18 protein-coding genes are annotated in these 17,906 nt (G+C 70.7%); 16 read left to right on the forward strand and 2 right to left on the reverse strand.

Features of this window, described 5'->3' with window-relative positions; translation table 11 throughout:
* The first annotated feature begins 47 nt into the window (after positions 1–47).
* The 5 genes from ACTWQF_RS20600 to ACTWQF_RS20620 all read left to right on the forward strand — a co-directional run bounded on the left by ACTWQF_RS20600 (position 48) and on the right by ACTWQF_RS20620 (position 4,429).
* Positions 48–479, forward strand: coding sequence for a ribonuclease domain-containing protein (locus ACTWQF_RS20600; protein ID WP_443281063.1), 432 nt, complete (start codon positions 48–50; stop codon positions 477–479).
* A 339-nt stretch (positions 480–818) separates the two neighbouring features.
* Positions 819–1,748, forward strand: a complete 930-nt coding sequence (locus ACTWQF_RS20605; protein ID WP_443281232.1) for a sugar kinase — start codon at positions 819–821, stop codon at positions 1,746–1,748.
* Positions 1,749–1,829: 81 nt separating this feature from the next.
* Positions 1,830–2,483: a bifunctional 4-hydroxy-2-oxoglutarate aldolase/2-dehydro-3-deoxy-phosphogluconate aldolase gene (locus ACTWQF_RS20610; protein ID WP_443281064.1), complete on the forward strand. Its 654-nt coding sequence runs from the start codon at positions 1,830–1,832 to the stop codon at positions 2,481–2,483.
* Positions 2,484–2,561: 78 nt separating this feature from the next.
* The gene (locus tag ACTWQF_RS20615) at positions 2,562–3,791 is read left to right on the forward strand and encodes a cytochrome P450 family protein (protein ID WP_443281065.1); all 1,230 of its coding nucleotides are present in this window, start codon (positions 2,562–2,564) and stop codon (positions 3,789–3,791) included.
* Positions 3,792–3,934: 143 nt separating this feature from the next.
* A complete protein-coding gene (locus ACTWQF_RS20620; RefSeq protein ID WP_443281066.1) occupies positions 3,935–4,429 on the forward strand; it encodes a GNAT family N-acetyltransferase in 495 nt (164 codons plus the stop codon).
* A 49-nt stretch (positions 4,430–4,478) separates the two neighbouring features.
* Here ACTWQF_RS20620 and ACTWQF_RS20625 read toward each other — a convergent pair whose 3' ends face one another.
* Positions 4,479–5,492: a Gfo/Idh/MocA family protein gene (locus tag ACTWQF_RS20625; protein WP_443281067.1), complete on the reverse strand. Its 1,014-nt coding sequence runs from the start codon at positions 5,490–5,492 to the stop codon at positions 4,479–4,481.
* Positions 5,493–5,636: 144 nt separating this feature from the next.
* Here ACTWQF_RS20625 and ACTWQF_RS20630 point away from each other — a divergent pair, with 144 nt between their 5' ends.
* From ACTWQF_RS20630 to ACTWQF_RS20670, 9 genes are all read left to right on the forward strand, one after another.
* Entirely contained in the window at positions 5,637–6,356 is a 720-nt protein-coding gene (locus ACTWQF_RS20630; RefSeq protein WP_443281233.1) for a GntR family transcriptional regulator, read from the forward strand.
* A 306-nt stretch (positions 6,357–6,662) separates the two neighbouring features.
* Complete coding sequence (locus tag ACTWQF_RS20635; protein WP_443281234.1) at positions 6,663–7,658, forward strand: sugar ABC transporter substrate-binding protein; 996 nt, start codon at positions 6,663–6,665, stop codon at positions 7,656–7,658.
* Positions 7,655–8,794, forward strand: coding sequence for an ABC transporter permease (locus ACTWQF_RS20640; protein ID WP_443281069.1), 1,140 nt, complete (start codon positions 7,655–7,657; stop codon positions 8,792–8,794). The genes ACTWQF_RS20635 and ACTWQF_RS20640 overlap by 4 nt, the downstream gene beginning before the upstream one ends.
* Positions 8,791–9,633 (forward strand): ATP-binding cassette domain-containing protein, encoded by an 843-nt coding sequence (locus ACTWQF_RS20645; protein WP_443281070.1) that lies wholly within the window; start codon positions 8,791–8,793, stop codon positions 9,631–9,633. The genes ACTWQF_RS20640 and ACTWQF_RS20645 overlap by 4 nt, the downstream gene beginning before the upstream one ends.
* 205 nt (positions 9,634–9,838) lie before the next feature.
* On the forward strand, positions 9,839–10,930 hold the full coding sequence (locus ACTWQF_RS20650; RefSeq protein ID WP_443249083.1) for an ROK family glucokinase: 1,092 nt from the start codon (positions 9,839–9,841) through the stop codon (positions 10,928–10,930).
* A gap of 59 nt (positions 10,931–10,989) precedes the next feature.
* Positions 10,990–11,568, forward strand: coding sequence for a hypothetical protein (locus tag ACTWQF_RS20655; RefSeq protein WP_443281071.1), 579 nt, complete (start codon positions 10,990–10,992; stop codon positions 11,566–11,568).
* A 162-nt stretch (positions 11,569–11,730) separates the two neighbouring features.
* Positions 11,731–13,029: a bifunctional 3-oxoadipate enol-lactonase/4-carboxymuconolactone decarboxylase PcaDC gene (pcaDC, locus tag ACTWQF_RS20660; protein ID WP_443281072.1), complete on the forward strand. Its 1,299-nt coding sequence runs from the start codon at positions 11,731–11,733 to the stop codon at positions 13,027–13,029.
* Positions 13,019–13,696 carry an MBL fold metallo-hydrolase gene (locus ACTWQF_RS20665; protein ID WP_443281073.1) on the forward strand — a complete coding sequence of 226 codons (678 nt, stop codon included), beginning with the start codon at positions 13,019–13,021 and terminating at the stop codon, positions 13,694–13,696. Before pcaDC ends, ACTWQF_RS20665 begins: the two co-directional genes overlap by 11 nt.
* A 48-nt stretch (positions 13,697–13,744) precedes the next feature.
* Positions 13,745–14,524: an exodeoxyribonuclease III gene (locus ACTWQF_RS20670; RefSeq protein ID WP_443281074.1), complete on the forward strand. Its 780-nt coding sequence runs from the start codon at positions 13,745–13,747 to the stop codon at positions 14,522–14,524.
* Positions 14,525–14,590: 66 nt separating this feature from the next.
* Here ACTWQF_RS20670 and ACTWQF_RS20675 read toward each other — a convergent pair whose 3' ends face one another.
* Positions 14,591–16,438, reverse strand: coding sequence for a GDSL-type esterase/lipase family protein (locus ACTWQF_RS20675; protein WP_443281075.1), 1,848 nt, complete (start codon positions 16,436–16,438; stop codon positions 14,591–14,593).
* A gap of 176 nt (positions 16,439–16,614) precedes the next feature.
* On the opposite strand from ACTWQF_RS20675, the gene ACTWQF_RS20680 reads away from it, so the two are divergent.
* Positions 16,615–17,058: a DUF6278 family protein gene (locus ACTWQF_RS20680; RefSeq protein ID WP_443281076.1), complete on the forward strand. Its 444-nt coding sequence runs from the start codon at positions 16,615–16,617 to the stop codon at positions 17,056–17,058.
* A 103-nt stretch (positions 17,059–17,161) separates the two neighbouring features.
* Positions 17,162–17,905: an amino acid ABC transporter ATP-binding protein gene (locus tag ACTWQF_RS20685; RefSeq protein WP_443281235.1), complete on the forward strand. Its 744-nt coding sequence runs from the start codon at positions 17,162–17,164 to the stop codon at positions 17,903–17,905.
* The last annotated feature ends 1 nt before the right edge of the window (position 17,906 follow it).

Consider the following 17,906-nt stretch of genomic DNA (forward strand, 5'->3'; position numbering starts at 1 on the left):
GTGACTTGGCATTGACATGCCATCTACGCGCGTCACCATAGGGTGGCATGAGATTCCCCCCACGTCTTAGCCGTATCGGTGCCGTCGGAGCCCTTGCCGCCGCGATGTTCGTCGGTGGCCCCGCCCTCACCGCCGCCTCCGCGACCGCTGCGCCGGTGGCGCAGTCCGCGGTCGCGGCACCGCAGATCACCGCGGTCGGCGACATCTGTGAGTCGAAGCTCCCGGCCGAAGCCCACGACACCCTCGACCTCATCGAGCAGGGCGGTCCCTACCCCTACCCCCAGGACGGCACCGTCTTCCAGAACCGCGAAGGCATCCTGCCGGACCAGGAGCAGGGCTACTACCACGAGTACACCGTCAAGACTCCTGGCTCCGACGACCGCGGCGCGCGCCGCATCGTCACCGGCGAGAAGGACCAGGAGGACTACTACACGGCCGACCACTACGAGTCCTTCGACCTGATCGACTACACCTGCTGACCGGGCCTCTGACCGGGCCGACAGCCCGAGCCCCCACACCGAGCGTGCTCCGCGGCAAAGCCGCGGAGCACGCTTGCGTCTGGTTGCTCCCTTCGCGGGGTTCCCGTTCGAGGAACGGCCTCCGCAACTGAAAACGATCAGGCGGCGGTTGTCCCGTAATGGGACGACGGTCGCCGCTTTGCGGGTAACGTTCAGCCCTTACCCCAGGTGTCCAGCCCCCGGGGGTGGCTTACCCGGCGTAAACGGGTAACGTTTCCCCACAGAGAGTGATGCGTGGGCGGTAGATATGGGGAGTTACCGGTGAGAAACGGCCCGGAGGCGGTTACCTGCGGTGAGGCCATGCTGCTGATGCTCGCCGAGCCCGGCCTCCCACTGGAACGTGCGACGCAGTTCAGGCGTTCCGTGGCGGGCGCCGAGTCCAACGTCGCAGCGGGGCTTGCCAGGTTGGGCCACTGGGCCCGCTGGATCGGCCGCGTCGGGGACGACCCGGCCGGTGAGGCCGTGCTGCGGGAGCTGCGTGCCGACGGCGTCGACGTCTCCTGCGCCGAGATGGACCCCGAGTGGCCGACCGGCCTCCTGCTGCGCGACAGCCATCCGCACCGCGCCATCGATGTGCAGTACTACCGCTCGGGGTCGGCCGCCTCCCTGCTCAGCCCCGCGCAGATCACCCCCGAAGCCCTCGCGGGAGTACGGCTCGTACACGTCACCGGCATCACAGCGATGCTCTCCGACGACGCCGAGCAGGCCACCCGCGCCCTGATCGAAGGCGCCCGGCAGACCGGCGCCACCGTCTCCTTCGACCCCAACGTCCGCCGCAAACTGGGCACCGAGCACGAGTGGATCCGGCGCGTCGGCCCGCTGCTGCGCGAGGCCGATCTCGTGCTCGCGGGCGAGGACGAGCTGGAACTGCTGCTGGGCGCGGGCCCCGACGAGGGAGCCAAGGCCCTGCTGACGCTCGGCCGTGCCGGCACCGTCGTCGTCAAGCACCGCGACCACAGCGCCGTCGCGCACACCGCCGAAGGCCAGTGGCGGCAGCCGCCGTTCGAGGTGCCCGTCGTCGACCCGGTGGGCGCCGGCGACGCGTTCGCGGCGGGCTGGCTCTCCGCGCGGCTGCGCGGACTCGACCACCAGCAGGCGCTCGCCGAGGCGGCCTGCGTGGCCGCACTCGTCATCCAGGCCCCCGGCGACATCGACGGACTTCCCACGGCCGCAGCGCGCGACCGCGCACTCGAGGCGTTCACCCGGGGCATCGACCCGGTGCACCGCTGACTGCACTGACCGCACCCAGTACAGCCCGGTACGGCAAGGCCCCGGCCCCATCCGACAGATCAAGAGAGGCGGCGAACTGCCGTGTACCGCTGGGAGATCACCAGAGCGGCGCTGGAACAGCGCGTCTTCGCCATCGTCCGCGCGGACAGCTACGAGAAGGCCACCGCGACGGCCGACATCCTGCTCGGCGCGGGGCTCACCAGCCTGGAGATCTCGCTGACCACCCCGTACGCACTGGACGCGATCAGCACACTGCGCCGCGAGACCGGCGACGACTCGGTGATCGGCGCGGGCACCGTGCTCGACAGTGCCTCGGCCCGGCTCGCCGTCGACGCGGGCGCCCGCTTCCTCGTCTCACCCAGTCTCGACGAGGAGGTCATACGCACCGGACACCGCTACGGCGTGCCCGTCTTCCCCGGGATCACCACCCCCACCGAAATGGTCCGCGCTTTGGAGCTGGGCGCCGACGGGCTCAAGCTCTTCCCCGCCTCGCAGTACGGGCCCGGCTGGCTGCGGGACGTACGCGCTGCGCTGCCGCAGGCCCCCGTGCTGCCCACCGGCGGAGTCACCGTCGAGGCGGCGCCCGAGTGGATCGCGGCGGGCGCCGTCGCCTGCGGTATGGGTTCCGCGCTCACCGAGGGCGAGGACCGCGAGACGGTCGCCAAGCGGGTCACCGACCTTCTCCAGCGGCTGGAGGACGCGGTGCCGGGGGAGAGCAAGGGCAGCCACGGCTGAGCAGGGAGCGAAGGGGTTCCCGCCCTTGGCCGAAAACGCACCGGTGAAGTACCGGGCACCGGCTCCTACGCTCACCGTATGGCTGAACAGAGCGTGCTGGAACCGAGCCCGGACACCGACGGAATCGTCGATCTCGCCGCGCTGGGGGACGACTTCGTCCGCGACCCCTACCCCGTCTACGCAGCGCTGCGCCGACGTGGCCCCGTACACCACGTCCGGACCTCGGAAGGGGCGCTCGCCTGGCTGGTGGTCGGCCACGAGGCGGCGCGCGCCGCGCTCACCGACGAACGCCTCTCCAAGAGCTGGGCGAACGCCTCCCCGGACGCCGGGGGCCTCGTGGTCGCTCCCGGCACCCACATGCTGATCAGCGACCCGCCCGACCACACCCGGCTGCGCAAGCTGGTATCGAGGGAGTTCACCCCGCGCCGTATCGCCGCGCTGGAACCGCGTATCCGGGAGCTGACCGCAGGACTGCTGGACGCCATGCTGGCGAGCCCCGACGGGCGGGCCGACCTGGTCGCATCCCTGGCCTTCCCGCTCCCGATCGCGGTGATCTGCGAACTGCTGGGCGTGCCCGACCTGGACCGGGAGCGCTTCGGCGCATGGTCCGACCACGCGCTGAGCGCCGCGCCGGAGCAGGAGAGAAAGGAATCCGTGCAGGCGCTGGCCGGCTATCTGGCCCAGCTGCTGGAGCGGCAGCGCGCGCAGCCGGGCGACGATCTGCTGAGCACCCTGATCCGAACCAGCGACGAGGACGGCGACCGGCTCTCCACCGACGAACTGCTCGGCATGGCCTGGCTGTTGCTGATTGCCGGATACGAGACCACCGTGGGGCTCATCGCCAACGGCACCCTCGCGCTGCTGCGCCACCCCGACCAGCTCGCCGCGCTGCGTGCCGACCCGGCGCTGCTGCCGGGGGCCGTCGAGGAGATGCTGCGCTACGACGGTCCGGTCGAGGTGTCCACCTTCCGCTTCACGCTGGAGCCGGTCGAGATCGGCGGCACCCTGATCCCCGGGGACGGTCAGCTTGTACTGCCGGTGCTGGGCGACGCCGACCGCGATCTGGAGCGCTTCCCCGACGGGGACCGCTTCGACATCCGCCGCGAGGCACGTGGTCACCTCGCCTTCGGCCACGGCATCCACTTCTGCCTGGGCGCCCCGCTGGCCCGCCTGGAGGCGCGGATCGCCTTCGAGATGCTGCTGGAACGTACCGCCTCGCTGGAGCTCGACGCCCACCCCGCGGCGCTGAGGTGGCGGGAGGGAACGCTGCTGCGTGGGGTGACGAGTCTGCCGGTGCGCTTCGGTTGAGCCGGCCGGCGCGGGGTGGATGAGCGGGGTGGGTGAACCGCTGCCGGGGGTTGGTGGCGGGTCAGGTGCAGGGTGAGGTGTCGGACGGGAAACGTGTTGTGAAGCCCGGCGATGTGGTCTGGACCGGCTCGTAGGCTACTGGCATGCGGATCAGTCAGTGCCGGGAAGAAGACCTCGACCTGCTCGACCAGCACATGCCTTCCCGCGAGGCGACCTCGCACCATGAGGCTCGTTACGCGCGGCACCGGGAGGGCCGTGCCACCTTTCTCGTCGCCTGGCGGGACCGCCGCCCGGTCGGAAGCTGCGAGGTCCGCTGGGAGGGGTGCGCGGCGCCGGAAGTGCGGGCGGTACACCCTGACTGCCCCGAGGTGAACGGGCTCGGCATCTGGCCCGAGACGCTGCGCTCGGAGGGCATCGGCACCGCCCTCATCCGCGAGGCCGAGCGGCTTGCCGCGGACCGGGGGTGCCGGGTCATCGGTCTCGGGGTCGAGAAGAACAATCCGCGCGCCAAAGCGCTGTACCGCCGGCTCGGCTATCACGCTTCCGTGCCGTATCTGGACTGCTGGAGCTACGAGGACGGGGCGGGGGTGGCTCATCGGGTGGCCGACGCCTGCCTCTTCATGGTGAAGCCGCTGTAGCCCACCCCCCCGTCACCCCGTAATCACCGTGGCGGCCCCCCGGGCGGGATCATCTGGTCGGGCTGGTCTGCAAGGTGCTGGGGTCTACCGGGGTGCCCGTTGCGCGCGACAGCTCACAGGCTTCCGCGGTCAGGAGGGCCGCGAGAGCCTCCTGACCGTCGCAGGGGTTGGGGATCTCTCCGCGGAGGGCGCGGATGAAGGCGGCGATCTCCGCCTCGTAGGCAGGGCCGAACCGGTCGAGGAAGCCGGGCCAGGGCTTGTCCGGGGCCCAAGGCGCTGTCGGCTCCAGCGAGGTGAGGGGCGTGCGTGCGTCCAGGCCGACGGCGAACTGGTCCAGCTCACCTGCGAGCTCCATCCGCACGTCGTAGCCGGCCCCGTTGATCCGCGTGGCGGTGGCCGTGCACAGGGTGCCGTCGTCCAGGGTGAGGAGCGCGGCGGCGGTGTCCACGTCGCCCGCCTCCGCGAACATGGCGGGTCCCGCGGCGGAGCCGGCCGCGTAGACGGACACGACCTCCCGGCCGGTCACCCAGCGCACCGCGTCGAAGTCGTGGACGAGACAGTCCCGGTAGAGCCCTCCCGAGTGCGGCAGGTACTCGGCGGGCGGCGGCGCCGGGTCCGAGGTGAGGGCCCGAACGGTGTGCAGCCGTCCCAGCCGCCCGGCCTGCACAGCCTCCCGCGCTGCGGCGTATCCGGCGTCGAAGCGCCGCATGAAGCCGATCTGCAACAGGGTGCCCGCAGCCTCCACTTGCGCGAGCGCTTCGCGGGTGCCCGCCAGGTCCAGCGCGATGGGCTTCTCGCAGAAGGTGGGGAGTCCGCGCCGGGCCGCCGCGCGGATCAGCTCGGCGTGCGAGGCGGTCGCCGAGGCGATGACCACGGCGTGGATGTCCAGCGAGAACAGCTCGGCGACACTTGGCACCGAGGTGGCGTCGAGCGCGGCGGCGACCTCGACGGCGCGCATCGCGTCCGCATCCGTGACCACCAGCTCGGTGACCTCAGGATGGGCGCTGAGCGTGCGTGCGTGCAGGGTTCCGATCCGGCCGGTGCCGATGAGTCCGATGCGCATGGCCCTACGCTGGCGCGCCGCACTCGGCGCTGTCAACGTTTTGTCTTTTCGTCCTGACAATCGAATGTACGGTTCCCGGTGGAACGGAAGAGCACTACGCTCCCCTCCGTGGCCAAGAATGATCCGGTGGACCTCCAGCTCAGTGTGGACCGTTCCAGTCCTGTCCCGCTCTACTTCCAGCTCTCCCAGCAACTCGAGAGCGCCATCGAGCGGGGAAGACTGGCACCGGGCAGCCTGCTGGGGAACGAGATCGAACTGGCGGGCCGCCTCGGGCTGTCCCGTCCCACGGTCCGGCAGGCCATCCAGTCCCTCGTCGACAAGGGGCTGCTGGTGCGCCGCCGCGGCATCGGCACACAGGTCGTACACAGCCAGGTCAAGCGGCCCATGGAGCTGAGCAGTCTCTACGACGACCTGGAGGCGGCCGGCCAGCGCCCGGCAACCCGGGTGCTGCGGCAGGCCGTGGAGGAGGCGACGGCCGAGGTCGCCGCCGCGCTGGCGGTGCCGGAGGGCACCGAGGTGCTGCTGGTGGAGCGGCTGCGGCTGGCCCACGGCGAACCGATGGCCCATATGCGCAACCATCTGCCGGTCGACCTGCTCTCCCCGGGGCAGCGCGAGCTGGAGACGACGGGGCTATACCGGCTGATGCGCGGGGCCGGGGTGACGCTGCACTCCGCCCGGCAGACCGTGGGCGCGCGGGTCGCCGACTCGGCCGAGGCGGAACTGTTGGGGGAGGTCGAGGGCGCTCCGCTGCTGACCATGCAGCGCACGACGTACGACGACACGGGGCGGGCCGTCGAGTACGGCTCGCACCTCTACCGCGCCTCCCGCTACTCCTTCGACTTCCAGCTGCTGGTGCGCCCTTGACGACCCGATGTCCCTGACGACCCGACGTCCCTGATGTCCTGAGAGGTGTTCCGTGAGAGGTGTCCTGTGAGTGTGAGAGAGCCTGGCGCCGGTCCCGTTGACGGTCACCCCACTCGCCGCTACAAATCCGGGGCAGGTCGGGCGGGAGCGGACCCGTCGGACGGTTTCCGGCCACCGTGGCGGATACTTGGGCGAAGGTCCAGGGCGATTCCCGACGGTGACCGTCTACATATCCGTACCGAGAGAGCAGAACAGGTGGCCAGCGTGCAGAGGTCCCGGCGAAGGTCCCGTCCGTCCCGCAGATCCATACGCGCGGCCGGGGCCGCGGTGGCGGCGACGATCGTCGCGGCGGGTGCGCTCGCCGGATGCAGCAGCACCGGCGGCAAGCGGGCCGAGGAGGCGCGGGAGAACGCGGCCTCCGGCAAGGCCAACGTCACCACCCCGCGCTGGAAGATCGCCATGGTCACGCACTCCGGCGACGGCGACACCTACTGGGACATCGTGCAGAGCGGCGCGAAGCAGGCCGCCGCCAAGGACAACATCGAGTTCCTCTACTCGCACGACAAGGAAGCCGGCAAGCAGGCGCAGCTCGTCCAGACGGCGATCGACAAGAAGGTGGACGGCCTGATCGTCACCCTCGCCAAGCCGGACGCCCTGAAGAGCGTGGTCAAGAAGGCCGTCAAGGCGGGCATTCCGGTCATCACCATCAACTCCGGCCAGGAGGTCTCGCAGGACTTCGGCGCCCTGACCCATATCGGCCAGGACGAGGTGCTGGCGGGCGAGGCCGTCGGCCGGGAGCTGAACAAGCGGGGGAAGAAGAAGGCCATCTGCCTCGTCCACGAGCAGGGCAACGTCGGCCACGAGCAGCGCTGCGACGGCGTCGAGAAGACCTTCGACGGCAAGGTCAAGCCCCTGTTCGTGGACGGCACCAACATGCCGGGCGTGCAGTCGTCGGTGGAGGCCAAGCTCCAGTCGGACAAGAAGGTCGACGCCGTCGTCACGCTCGGCGCGCCCTTCGCGGCCACCGCGGCGCAGGCCAAGAAGAACGTCGGCAGCAAGGCCGAGATCGACACCTTCGACCTCAACGACAAGGTCGCGGCCGGGCTCAAGGACGGCACGATCGGCTTCGCCGTCGACCAGCAGCCCTACATGCAGGGGTACGAGGCCGTCGACCTGCTCTGGCTCTACCGCTACAACGCCGACATGCTCGGCGGCGGCAAGCCCGTGCTCACCGGGCCGCAGATCCTCACCAAGAAGGACGCCGGCAAGCTGGAGGAGCTGACGAAGCGGGGGACCCGATGACGGTCACGACCCAGCCCGGCAACCAGGACAACCAGCCCGGCGACCAGGGCGATCAGGGTGACCAGGGCGGCACGGCCGGCTCCGCGGAGCCCCAGGACGCCGCCCCGCTCCCGGAGAAGGTCGACGAGCGGCTGGTGCACCGGCCGTTGCTGGTACGGCTGCTGCGACGCCCGGAGTTGGGCGCCGTGGTGGGCGCCATCGCGCTGTTCGTCTTCTTCGCGCTGGTCGCCGACAGTTTCCTGCACCCCTCCAGCCTCTCCACGGTGCTCTACTTCTCCTCCACGCTGGGCATCATGGCGGTGCCGGTGGCGCTGCTGATGATCGGCGGGGAGTTCGACCTGTCGACCGGTGTGATGGTGACGTCCTCGGCGCTGGCCTCCTCGATGTTCAGCTACCAGATGACGGCCAACACCTGGGTGGGCGTTGGGGTCTCGCTGCTGGTCACGCTGGCGCTCGGGTTCTTCAACGGCTTCATGCTCACCCGGACGAAACTGCCCAGCTTCATCATCACGCTGGGCACCTTCCTGATGCTGACGGGCCTCAACCTCGGCCTCACCAAGCTGATCAGCGGGAAGGTCACCACCAAGACCATCAGCGATATGGAGGGCTTCGACTCGGCCCACGCCGTCTTCGCCTCCACGCTCGACGTCGGCAGCGTCGACATCCAGATCACTGTCCTGTGGTGGCTGTTGCTGGTGGCCGTCGCCACCTGGATCCTGCTGCGCACCAACGCCGGCAACTGGATCTTCGCGGTCGGCGGCGGGGTGGACGCGGCCCGCGCGGTCGGTGTCCCGGTCGCCCGTACGAAGATCGGCCTGTATCTGGGCGTCGCGTTCGCCGCCTGGATCTCCGGCCAGCATCTGCTGTTCAACTACGACACGGTCCAGTCGGGCGAGGGCGTCGGCAACGAGCTGATCTACATTGCCGCGGCCGTCATCGGCGGCTGTCTGCTGACGGGCGGCTACGGCTCCGCCGTCGGCGCCGCCGTGGGCGCCCTCATCTTCGGCATGGCCAACAAGGGCATCATCTACGCGCAGTGGGACCCGGACTGGTTCAAGTTCTTCCTCGGCGCGATGCTGCTGCTCGCGACGCTGCTGAACGCGTGGATCCGGAAGCGGGCGGAGGCGACCCGATGAGCGGGAAGAGTGCCAAGACGAGCGCCAAGACGAGCGCCGGGACGAGTGCCGCGCAGGCGGTGGACGCCGAGGCCCTTGTCGAGCTGAGCGACGTCAGCAAGTACTACGGCAACATCCGTGCCCTGGAGGGCATCTCCCTCCAGGTGCGGCCCGGCGAGATCACCTGTGTGCTCGGCGACAACGGCGCGGGCAAGTCCACCCTCATCAAGATCATCTCGGGACTGCACCAGCACGACGGCGGCACCTTCCGCATCCAGGGCGAGGAGACTCGCCTCGCCTCCCCGCGCGAGGCGCTGGACCGTGGGATCGCCACCGTCTACCAGGACCTCGCCGTCGTTCCGCTGATGCCCGTGTGGCGGAACTTCTTCCTCGGCTCCGAGCCGGTGATCGGGCGCGGGCCGCTGCGCCGGCTCGACGTCCAGCACATGCGGCGCACCACCCACAGCGAGCTGCTGCGGATGGGGATCGACCTGCGCGACGTCGACCAGCCGATCGGGACGCTCTCGGGCGGTGAGCGGCAGTCCGTCGCCATCGCGCGCGCCGTGCACTTCGGGGCGAAGGTGCTGGTGCTGGACGAGCCGACGGCCGCACTCGGCGTGAAGCAGAGCGGTGTGGTGCTCAAGTACGTCGCCGCCGCGCGGGACGCCGGGCTGGGTGTCGTACTGATCACTCACAATCCGCACCACGCCTATCTCGTAGGGGACCGGTTCGTGCTGCTCAAGCGCGGCGCCATGGCCGGGGCCTATGAGAAGGCCGAGCTGGAGCTGGCGGAGCTGGTGCGGCAGATGGCGGGCGGCTCGGAGCTGGAGGAGCTCAGCCATGAGCTGGAGCGCGGCTGAGGGGCGGGGTCCCGGGTCCGGGGTCCGGGGTCCGTAAAGGGACGGACCCCCAGCACTTGTGCGCCGGACGACGTACGGTTGATCCCTGGCAGAATCGGGCGCGCCCGTAGGACCCCTCCCAGAGAGACGACCACTCTTGAACGCGGACAGCTTTCAGCGAGCAGACAGGGTCTACCGACGGCGGACGGGCCCCAGCCCCAGCGTTCTGCGGACCGTCAGCACCCGCGAGCGGCGCTCCCACCTGTCGGCTCCCCGCGTTCCCACCGTCGGCATCGACATCGGCGGCACCAAGGTCATGGCCGGCGTCGTCGATGCCGACGGAACGATTCTGGAGAAGGTCCGCGCCGAGACGCCGGAGAAGTCCAAGAGCCCCAAGGTGGTCGAGGACACCATCGCCGAGCTGGTCCTCGACCTCTCGGACCGGCACGACGTGCACGCCGTCGGCATCGGCGCGGCGGGCTGGATCGACGCGGACCGCTCCCGGGTGCTGTTCGCGCCGCACCTCGCCTGGCGTGACGAACCCCTCAAGGACGCGCTCACGGCCCGGCTGGCCGTCCCGGTCATGGTCGACAACGACGCGAACAGCGCGGCCTGGGGCGAGTGGCGGTTCGGCGCGGGACGCGGCGAGGACCACCTGGTGATGATCACGCTGGGCACCGGCATCGGCGGGGCCATCCTGGAGGACGGCCGGGTCAAGCGCGGCAAGTACGGGGTGGCCGGTGAGTTCGGCCATATGCAGGTGGTGCCCGGTGGCCACCGGTGCCCGTGCGGCAACAGAGGGTGCTGGGAGCAGTACAGCTCGGGGAACGCGCTGGTGCGCGAGGCCCGGGAGCTGGCGGCTGCGGAGTCGCCCGTCGCCTACGGGATCATCGACCGGGTGGGCGGCCAGGTCGGCGACATCACAGGCCCGCTCATCACGGAGCTCGCCCGCTCCGGCGACGCCATGTGCACGGAGCTGTTCCACGAGATCGGCTCCTGGCTGGGGGTCGGCCTGGCCAACCTCGCCGCGGCACTGGACCCGTCCTGCTTCGTGATCGGCGGCGGGGTCAGCGCGGCCGACGAACTGCTGATCGAGCCCGCCAGAGAGGCGTTCAGACGCCAGCTGACGGGACGCGGCTACCGCCCCGAGGCCCGCATCGTGAAGGCACAGCTGGGTCCCGAGGCCGGTATGGTCGGTGCCGCGGACCTCGCCCGGCTGGTTGCCCGCCGCTTCCGGCGCGCCAACCGCCGCCGGCTGGAGCGCTACGAGCGCTACGAGCGGGCGGCGGACAACCTGCGCCGGGCCGTCGGCCAGTGACCAGGGCCGCGACGCCCGCCGTGACGACATCCACCACACCCTCTGAGACGCCCAGCGCCATGCCGCACACGGACGACAGCCCACGCCCCCACGAGCCCGCCGAACCCCGCCGGCGCCCCCCGCACCGGCCACGCCACCGCCTCGCCGTCCTGGCGATCGTGGTGCTGCTCATCGCACTGCCGAGCGGCTACCTGGTGCAGTCCGCGTTCCAGAGCCGCTCCAGCGGCAAGGACAAGGAGCGCGCGGCAGCCGCCACGAGCCTCACCTACGCCCGGCCCCCCAAGGCCAGTCAGCGGATCTACAACGTCCCGGTGCCGGTCTCGGCGACCCGGGTGGCCTTCTACGAGGCGAACGCTTGGCAGAAGAGCACGATGTGGGTGCAGTTCCGTACCAGCCCCAAGCGGCTCAATGAGTTCCTCGGCGACATCGGCACCGGTAAATCCGAGCTGGAGAAGGGCGAGATCGCCATCAGCGGCAAATACGCCAGGGAGGTCGGCTGGCGCTTCGACGAGCCCCGGAGCCACTACCGGAGCGCCCGTATCGAGCAGCCCAAGAGCAAGCCCGACCTGGCGATCACCGTGGACACGACATTCAAGAGCAGGCCCCGCGTCTACGTCGTCTCCACCACTGAGTTCTGAGTTCCGCACGTTTTCTCCACACCGTCCTCGCGACCGCACAGGAACGCCCCTCACAAACGCCCCCGCGCGGTACGTTCCGAACACCGCTCGATAGCGTGAACGCGTGAGTAACGGCCGTACGTACCCCACCCTGTCCCGAACGCCCGCCCGAGGTGAAGCACGGTGACCCCCGCCCAGACGCTCCAGCACCGGACCGACGGGCCCGACAACGCGCCCGTGCTCGTTCTCGGCCCCGCCCTCGGCACCACCTGGCACATGTGGGACCGGCAGATCCCCGAGCTGACCCGCAACTGGCGGGTCCTCCGGTTCGACCTGCCCGGACACGGCGGCTCACCCGCGTACTCCGCCGACTCGGCCGACGCCTTCGCCGAGCGGCTGCTTGCCACCCTCGACAGGCTGGGTGTCGAACGGTGCGGCTACGTGGGCTGCTCCCTCGGCGGCGCCATCGGCATCCAGCTCGCCCTGCGGGCCCCGCAGCGCGTCACCTCGCTCGCGCTGATCTCCGCCTCGCCGCGCTTCGCCACCCCCGACAGCTGGCGGCAGCGGGGGGTCGTCATCCGCACCAACGGGCTCGACCCGATCGCCCGCACCACCCCCGAACGCTGGTTCACGCCCGGTTTCGCCGCCGCGCAGCCCGCGATCGTCGAATGGGCGGTGCAGATGGTCCGCACCACCGACCCCGGCTGCTACATCGCGGCCTGCGAGGCGCTGGCCTCCTTCGACGTGCGCGAGTCGCTGGGCCGGATAGGGGTGGGCACGCTGGTCGTCGCGGGCGCCGAGGACGAGGTCACCCCGCCCGCCGAGGCCCGTGCGCTGGTCGCCGGTATCCCGGACGCCCGGCTGGCCATCGTGCCCGGCGCCTCGCATCTGACGCCCGTCGAGCAGCCCGGCGCCGTCACGGACCTGCTCATCCGGCACTTCACCACCACATGGCAGGAGTCGGCCGCGGGCCCCCCTGCCCCGGCGCCCGTCATCAGCCCCGTACCGCAGCAGGCGTCCGCCGTCGCCGAGCTGGAGTCCGGCGAGGGGTCCGCGCTGCGCACCGACGCCTACGAAGCGGGCATGAAGGTGCGCCGCGAAGTGCTCGGCGACGCCCATGTGGACCGCTCCCTCGAGGAGACCGACGACTTCACCGAGGACTTCCAGAACTTCATCACCCGTTACGCCTGGGGCGAGGTGTGGACCCGCCCCGGCATCGACCGGCGCACCCGCTCGGTGATCACTATGACCGCGCTCGCGGCCCAGGGCCACCACGACGAGCTGGCCTTCCATGTCCGGGCCGCGCTGCGCAACGGACTGACCCCGGACGAGATCAAGGAAGTGCTGCTCCAGACCGCGGTCTACTGCGGGGTGCCCGTCGCCAACGCCGCCTTCGCCGTCGCCCAGCGCGTGATCCGGGAAGAGACCACTCCGGAGGACCGCAGAGCGGGCGAAGAGGAGAATGAGCCGCATGGGAACTGACGCGAACGACACCCCGCTGAAGCTCACCAAGCAGGGCCACTCCTGCGTCCGCCTGGAGAAGGACGGCCGTACGCTCGTCATCGACCCCGGCGGCTTCAGCGAGCCGGAGGCCGCGCTGGGCGCGGACGTGCTGCTGGTCACCCACGAGCACCCCGACCACTTCGACGAGCTGCGGCTGCGCGCCGCCATGGAGGCCAACCCGGAGGCCGGGATCTGGACGCTGCGCAGCGTCGCCGAGCAGATCTCCGGCGCCTTCCCCGGGCGCGTCCACACCGTCGGGCACGGCGACACCTTCGAGGCGGCCGGCTTCGAGATCGAGGTGCACGGCGAGCTGCACGCGGTCATCCATCCCGACATCCCGCGCATCACCAACATCGGCTTCGTGGTCGACGGTCTGGTCTTCCACCCCGGCGACGCCCTCACCGTCCCCGAGCGCCCCGTCAAGACGCTGCTGCTGCCGCTGCACGCCCCGTGGAACAAGCTCTCCGAGGTCCTCGACTACGTGCGCGCCGTCAGCCCCGCGCAGGTGTACGACATCCACGACGGCCTGCTCAACGACAACGGCCTCGGAGTCTACGGCCGGATGCTGGGCAAGGGCGGTCCGGGAACGGGTGGCGCGGCGCACAACCACCTCCACTCGGGGGAGCGTGTCCGACTGGCGCGGTAGCCTGCATGCTCCCGGGGGACGACCCCCGTGACCCCCGACGGAGTCTGCATGCGTATTGCCACCTGGAACGTCAACTCGATAACAGCCCGGCTGCCCCGACTGACACAGTGGCTGGAGTCCGCCCAGCCCGACGTGCTGTGCCTGCAGGAGCTGAAGGTGTCCGACGATGCCTTCCCGCAGCAGGAGCTGCGCGCGCTCGGCTACGAGTCGGTCGTCAGCGCGCAGGGCCGCTGGAACGGCGTCGCCGTCCTCTCCCGCGTGGGCATCGAGGACCCCGCGCTCAGCCTGCCCGGCGCGCCCGCCTGGGAGGGCGCCGTCGAGGCCCGCGCCGCCGCCGCCACCTGCGGCGGGGTACGGGTGTGGTCGCTGTACGTGCCCAACGGGCGCGAGGTGGGGCACCCGCACTACGAGTACAAGCTGGAGTGGCTGGCAGCGCTGCGTGACGCCGCGGAGAAGTTCGCCTCCGCCGCGATGCCGTTCGCAGCGCTCGGCGACTTCAACATCGCGCCGACCGACCGTGACGTCCATGACATCGCGGAGTTCTCGGGGTCCACCCATGTGACCTGCCGCGAACGGGAGGCGCTGGCGGCGCTGGAGGCGGCGGGGGTGTCGGACGTCTATCCCCGCCCGCTGAAGTACGACGTGCCGTTCACCTACTGGGACTACCGGCAGCTGTGCTTCCCGAAGAACCGCGGCATTCGGATCGATCTCGTCTACGGGAACGAGGCGTTCACCACCGCGGTGTCGGACGCGTACGTCGACCGCGAGGCCCGCAAGGGCAAGGGCGCCTCGGACCACGCCCCGGTCGTCGTCGACCTGGAGCTGTAAGAGGGCCGTCCGCCCACCCGCCCCCGAGCCGGGACGGGTGGGCGGCGAACGGACGGCCGCGGGGGCTCAGCCGGCCAGCAGCTTCAGGTCGATGGACTCGCCGATGGCCCGCAGCCCCGCGTCACCGGGGTGCAGATGGTCGCCCGAGTCGTACTTCGGCAGCATCCGCGCGGGATGCGCCGGGTCCCGTACGACCTGGTCGAAGTCGAGCACGGCGTCGAATTTCCCGGCGTTCTCCCGTACGAAGGCGTTCACCTTCGTACGCTTCGCGTCGACCTCCGCCGTGCAGTCGTGATAGCCCTCGCACGGCGTGATCGTCGCAGCAACGACCCGCAGCCCGCGCTCCTTCGCCCTTGCGGAGATGGCCTTCATCCCGGCGATGACGTCCTCGGCCGAGGCGCCCCAGCGCACATCGTTGATGCCTTCGAACAGCACCACGGTGCGGGCGTTGGTCTGGGCGAGGACGTCCCGCTCCAGGCGGTGCTGGGCACTGACTCCGGCCGTGTCGGTGCTGATGCCGTCGCCGGGGTAGCGGTCGGTGACGATGCGGTTGGCGGAGATGCCGTGGTTGAGGACGCCGAACTTCGGCACCTCGTTCTGGGCCAGCAGCCGGCCGGCCAGCACGTTGGGCCAGCGCCGGTTGGCGTCGGGGGTGGAGTGGTCGCCGTCGGTGATGGAGTCACCGAGAGCGACCACCGAGCCCGGCCCGCCCTTGACATCGACGCCGGTCAGGAACGGCCACATCGTCAGGGAGCGGGTGAAGGCGGCACCGCCCGCGTCGCCCGTACGGTCACCGCTGCCGCCCTCGCTCAGATACGAGCGCTGCTGCGTCTTGCTGTGCACCGGTGCGGCGGGGACGGGGTCCGGCAGATGGATGCTGACCAGCAGATTGGTGTCGGAGGGCACATCGAAGCCGACGGGGTCACTGACGGCTCGGGCACCCGCGGGGATGCGGGTTCCGGCGTGCCCGCCGTCGAAGGTGAGCGGTGTCGGGCGCCGGTTCGCGGCGGCGCCGTCCTTCTGCACAGCGATGGAGGCGTGGCCGATGCGGACGGGCTCGGCGGCGAAGGTGTTCTCCAGCCGGATCCGGGCCCGGGGGCCGCCGGCGGAGGTGTGCACGACGAGCCGCAGCGTCTGGTCCTGCCACTTTCCGGTCCCGGTGTAGCCGCCGGTGCTGGCGGACCAGCTGCCGGTCCAGCCGGCGGTCTCGGGACGTACGGCGAGGTCGAAGACGTGCAGGTCGGCGTCGGCGCCGGGGTCCTGCGGCAGCGTGACGGAGCTGACGTCGCGACCGCGTTCGAGCGGCACGGTGACCGCGTAGAGCCGCGCCTTCTCGGTCAGCTGGTCGCCCTGCCGGGTGTTGAGGTGGGGGAGGGCGACGGCCTTGGTGGCGAGCGGGCCCCCGCGCCAGTCGCCCACGGAGAGGGTGTAGGTGCTGTGGGAGCCGTCCCGGTAGCGCACGGTTCCCTTGCCGCCGACGGCGTCGGCCGGACCGTGCGGCGAGGTGGCGGCCACCAGGAAGGAGAGGGCGTTGCCGCGTCCGCCGACCCGTACCTGCTGTCCGTCGGCGCGTACGTTGTCGGGCCGGCCCGGGGCCCGGTCGGGCCGGCGCAGCGGGGCCGCGTCCAGGTCGAGCCGAGTACCGGGGGACCAGCCCGCGGCCTTGAGGTCCTGTGCGGAGAGGGAGCGCCCTGCGCCGTCGAAGTCGGCGGCTTCGGGCTTGGCGTCGTCGCTGACGGCGCGGTTGTTGTAGAGCTGCTCCAGGGGGAGCGCCCGATCGGTGGGGGTCGCGGCGGGCTGTGCTGTCTGCTGGGTGGGGTCCTGCGCTGTGGCGGTCGCCGCCAGGGTCGGAGCGGTTGCGGATACGGCGGCCACCAGGACGGTGAGGGATCTGATCCAGGTACGTCTGTGCACGTGATGCCCTCTCGTGGTACTCCATCAGCCTTGTGTGCACCTCGGATTCCATCGAGGCGGGGTGAAGTTAGAGAGGCCCTGACGCGTCGTCAAGGTGTCCGGCAGCTCAAACCGGCCAGGCTCCTTGCACAGCGCGCCTATGGTGCCCGGTGGCGGGAGAATGCCACGCTGATTACATGGACTTCCCCTTTCTGGACAACTGGCGCAAGCCCCACCCGGATGCCGAAGGGGCGGGAGCACCGACCGATCAGCTGTCGGACGGTCCGGGGAGTGCGGCGCAGCTCCTCTCCGAGTGCGAACTGCTGCGCGAGCACGCACGTGCCGCCGGTGTCGAACTGGACGACTCCGTGGAGTCCTTGGCCGCGCTGGACCAGCTGCTGCCGCACTGGCGCGAGGACCCGGAGGTCACCCCGTGGCTCGGCTCCGACGCCGGGCTCTATCTGGGGACCGTGATGGTGCGGGCTGTACCCGGCGCCCGGTGGGTGCTGTGGCCGGACGGGCAGCCGGTGGTACGGCTGCCGTCCGGCCGGGAGGTGGATGTGCTGGAGGAGGGCGGTGCCTGGGCCGAGACGGGCTCACCGGAGCTGTCCCAGGCGTATGCGGAGGTCAGCGAGGACTGACGGTACGCCGCACGGTGTATCTGGCGCGCTGCGTGTCATCCCGGTAGTGACCCATTCGGCCCGATAGTTTCCACTTCCTATGGAATCGCCGCCTCTGGAATCGCTGCCCATGGAACCGCTGATCGAGCTGCGCGGAGTCAACAAGCACTACGGCACGCTGCATGTGCTCCGGGACATCGACCTCACCGTGGGCCGCGGCGAGGTGGTCGTCGTCATCGGTCCCTCGGGCTCCGGCAAGTCGACGCTGTGCCGCACCATCAACCGGCTCGAGACGATCGGCTCCGGCACGATCACCCTGGCGGGGCACCCCCTCCCGGCGGAGGGCCGGGAGCTGGCCCGGCTGCGTACCGAAGTCGGCATGGTCTTCCAGTCCTTCAACCTCTTCGCTCACAAGACCGTGCTGGCCAACGTGGCGCTCGCGCCCATCAAGGTGCGCGGCAGGAAGAAGGACGAGGCTCACGCGCAGGCCCGTGAGCTGCTGCGCCGGGTCGGCCTCGTCGAGCACGCGCAGAAGTACCCGGCGCAGCTCTCCGGCGGTCAGCAGCAGCGGGTGGCCATCGCACGCGCCCTGGCCATGGACCCGCAGGCCCTGCTGTTCGACGAGCCGACCTCCGCGCTGGACCCGGAGATGATCAGCGAGGTCCTGGACGTCATGCAGCAGCTCGCCCGGGACGGGATGACGATGGTCGTCGTCACCCACGAGATGGGCTTCGCCCGCTCGGCGGCCAACCGTGTGGTGTTCATGGCCGACGGCCGGATCGTCGAGGACCGCTCACCGGAAGAGTTCTTCACCGCGCCCCGCAGCGAGCGCGCCAAGGACTTCCTCTCCAAGATCCTCAAGCACTGAG

This window comes from Streptomyces sp. 8N114 (assembly GCF_052245835.1).
GTDB lineage: Bacteria > Actinomycetota > Actinomycetes > Streptomycetales > Streptomycetaceae > Streptomyces.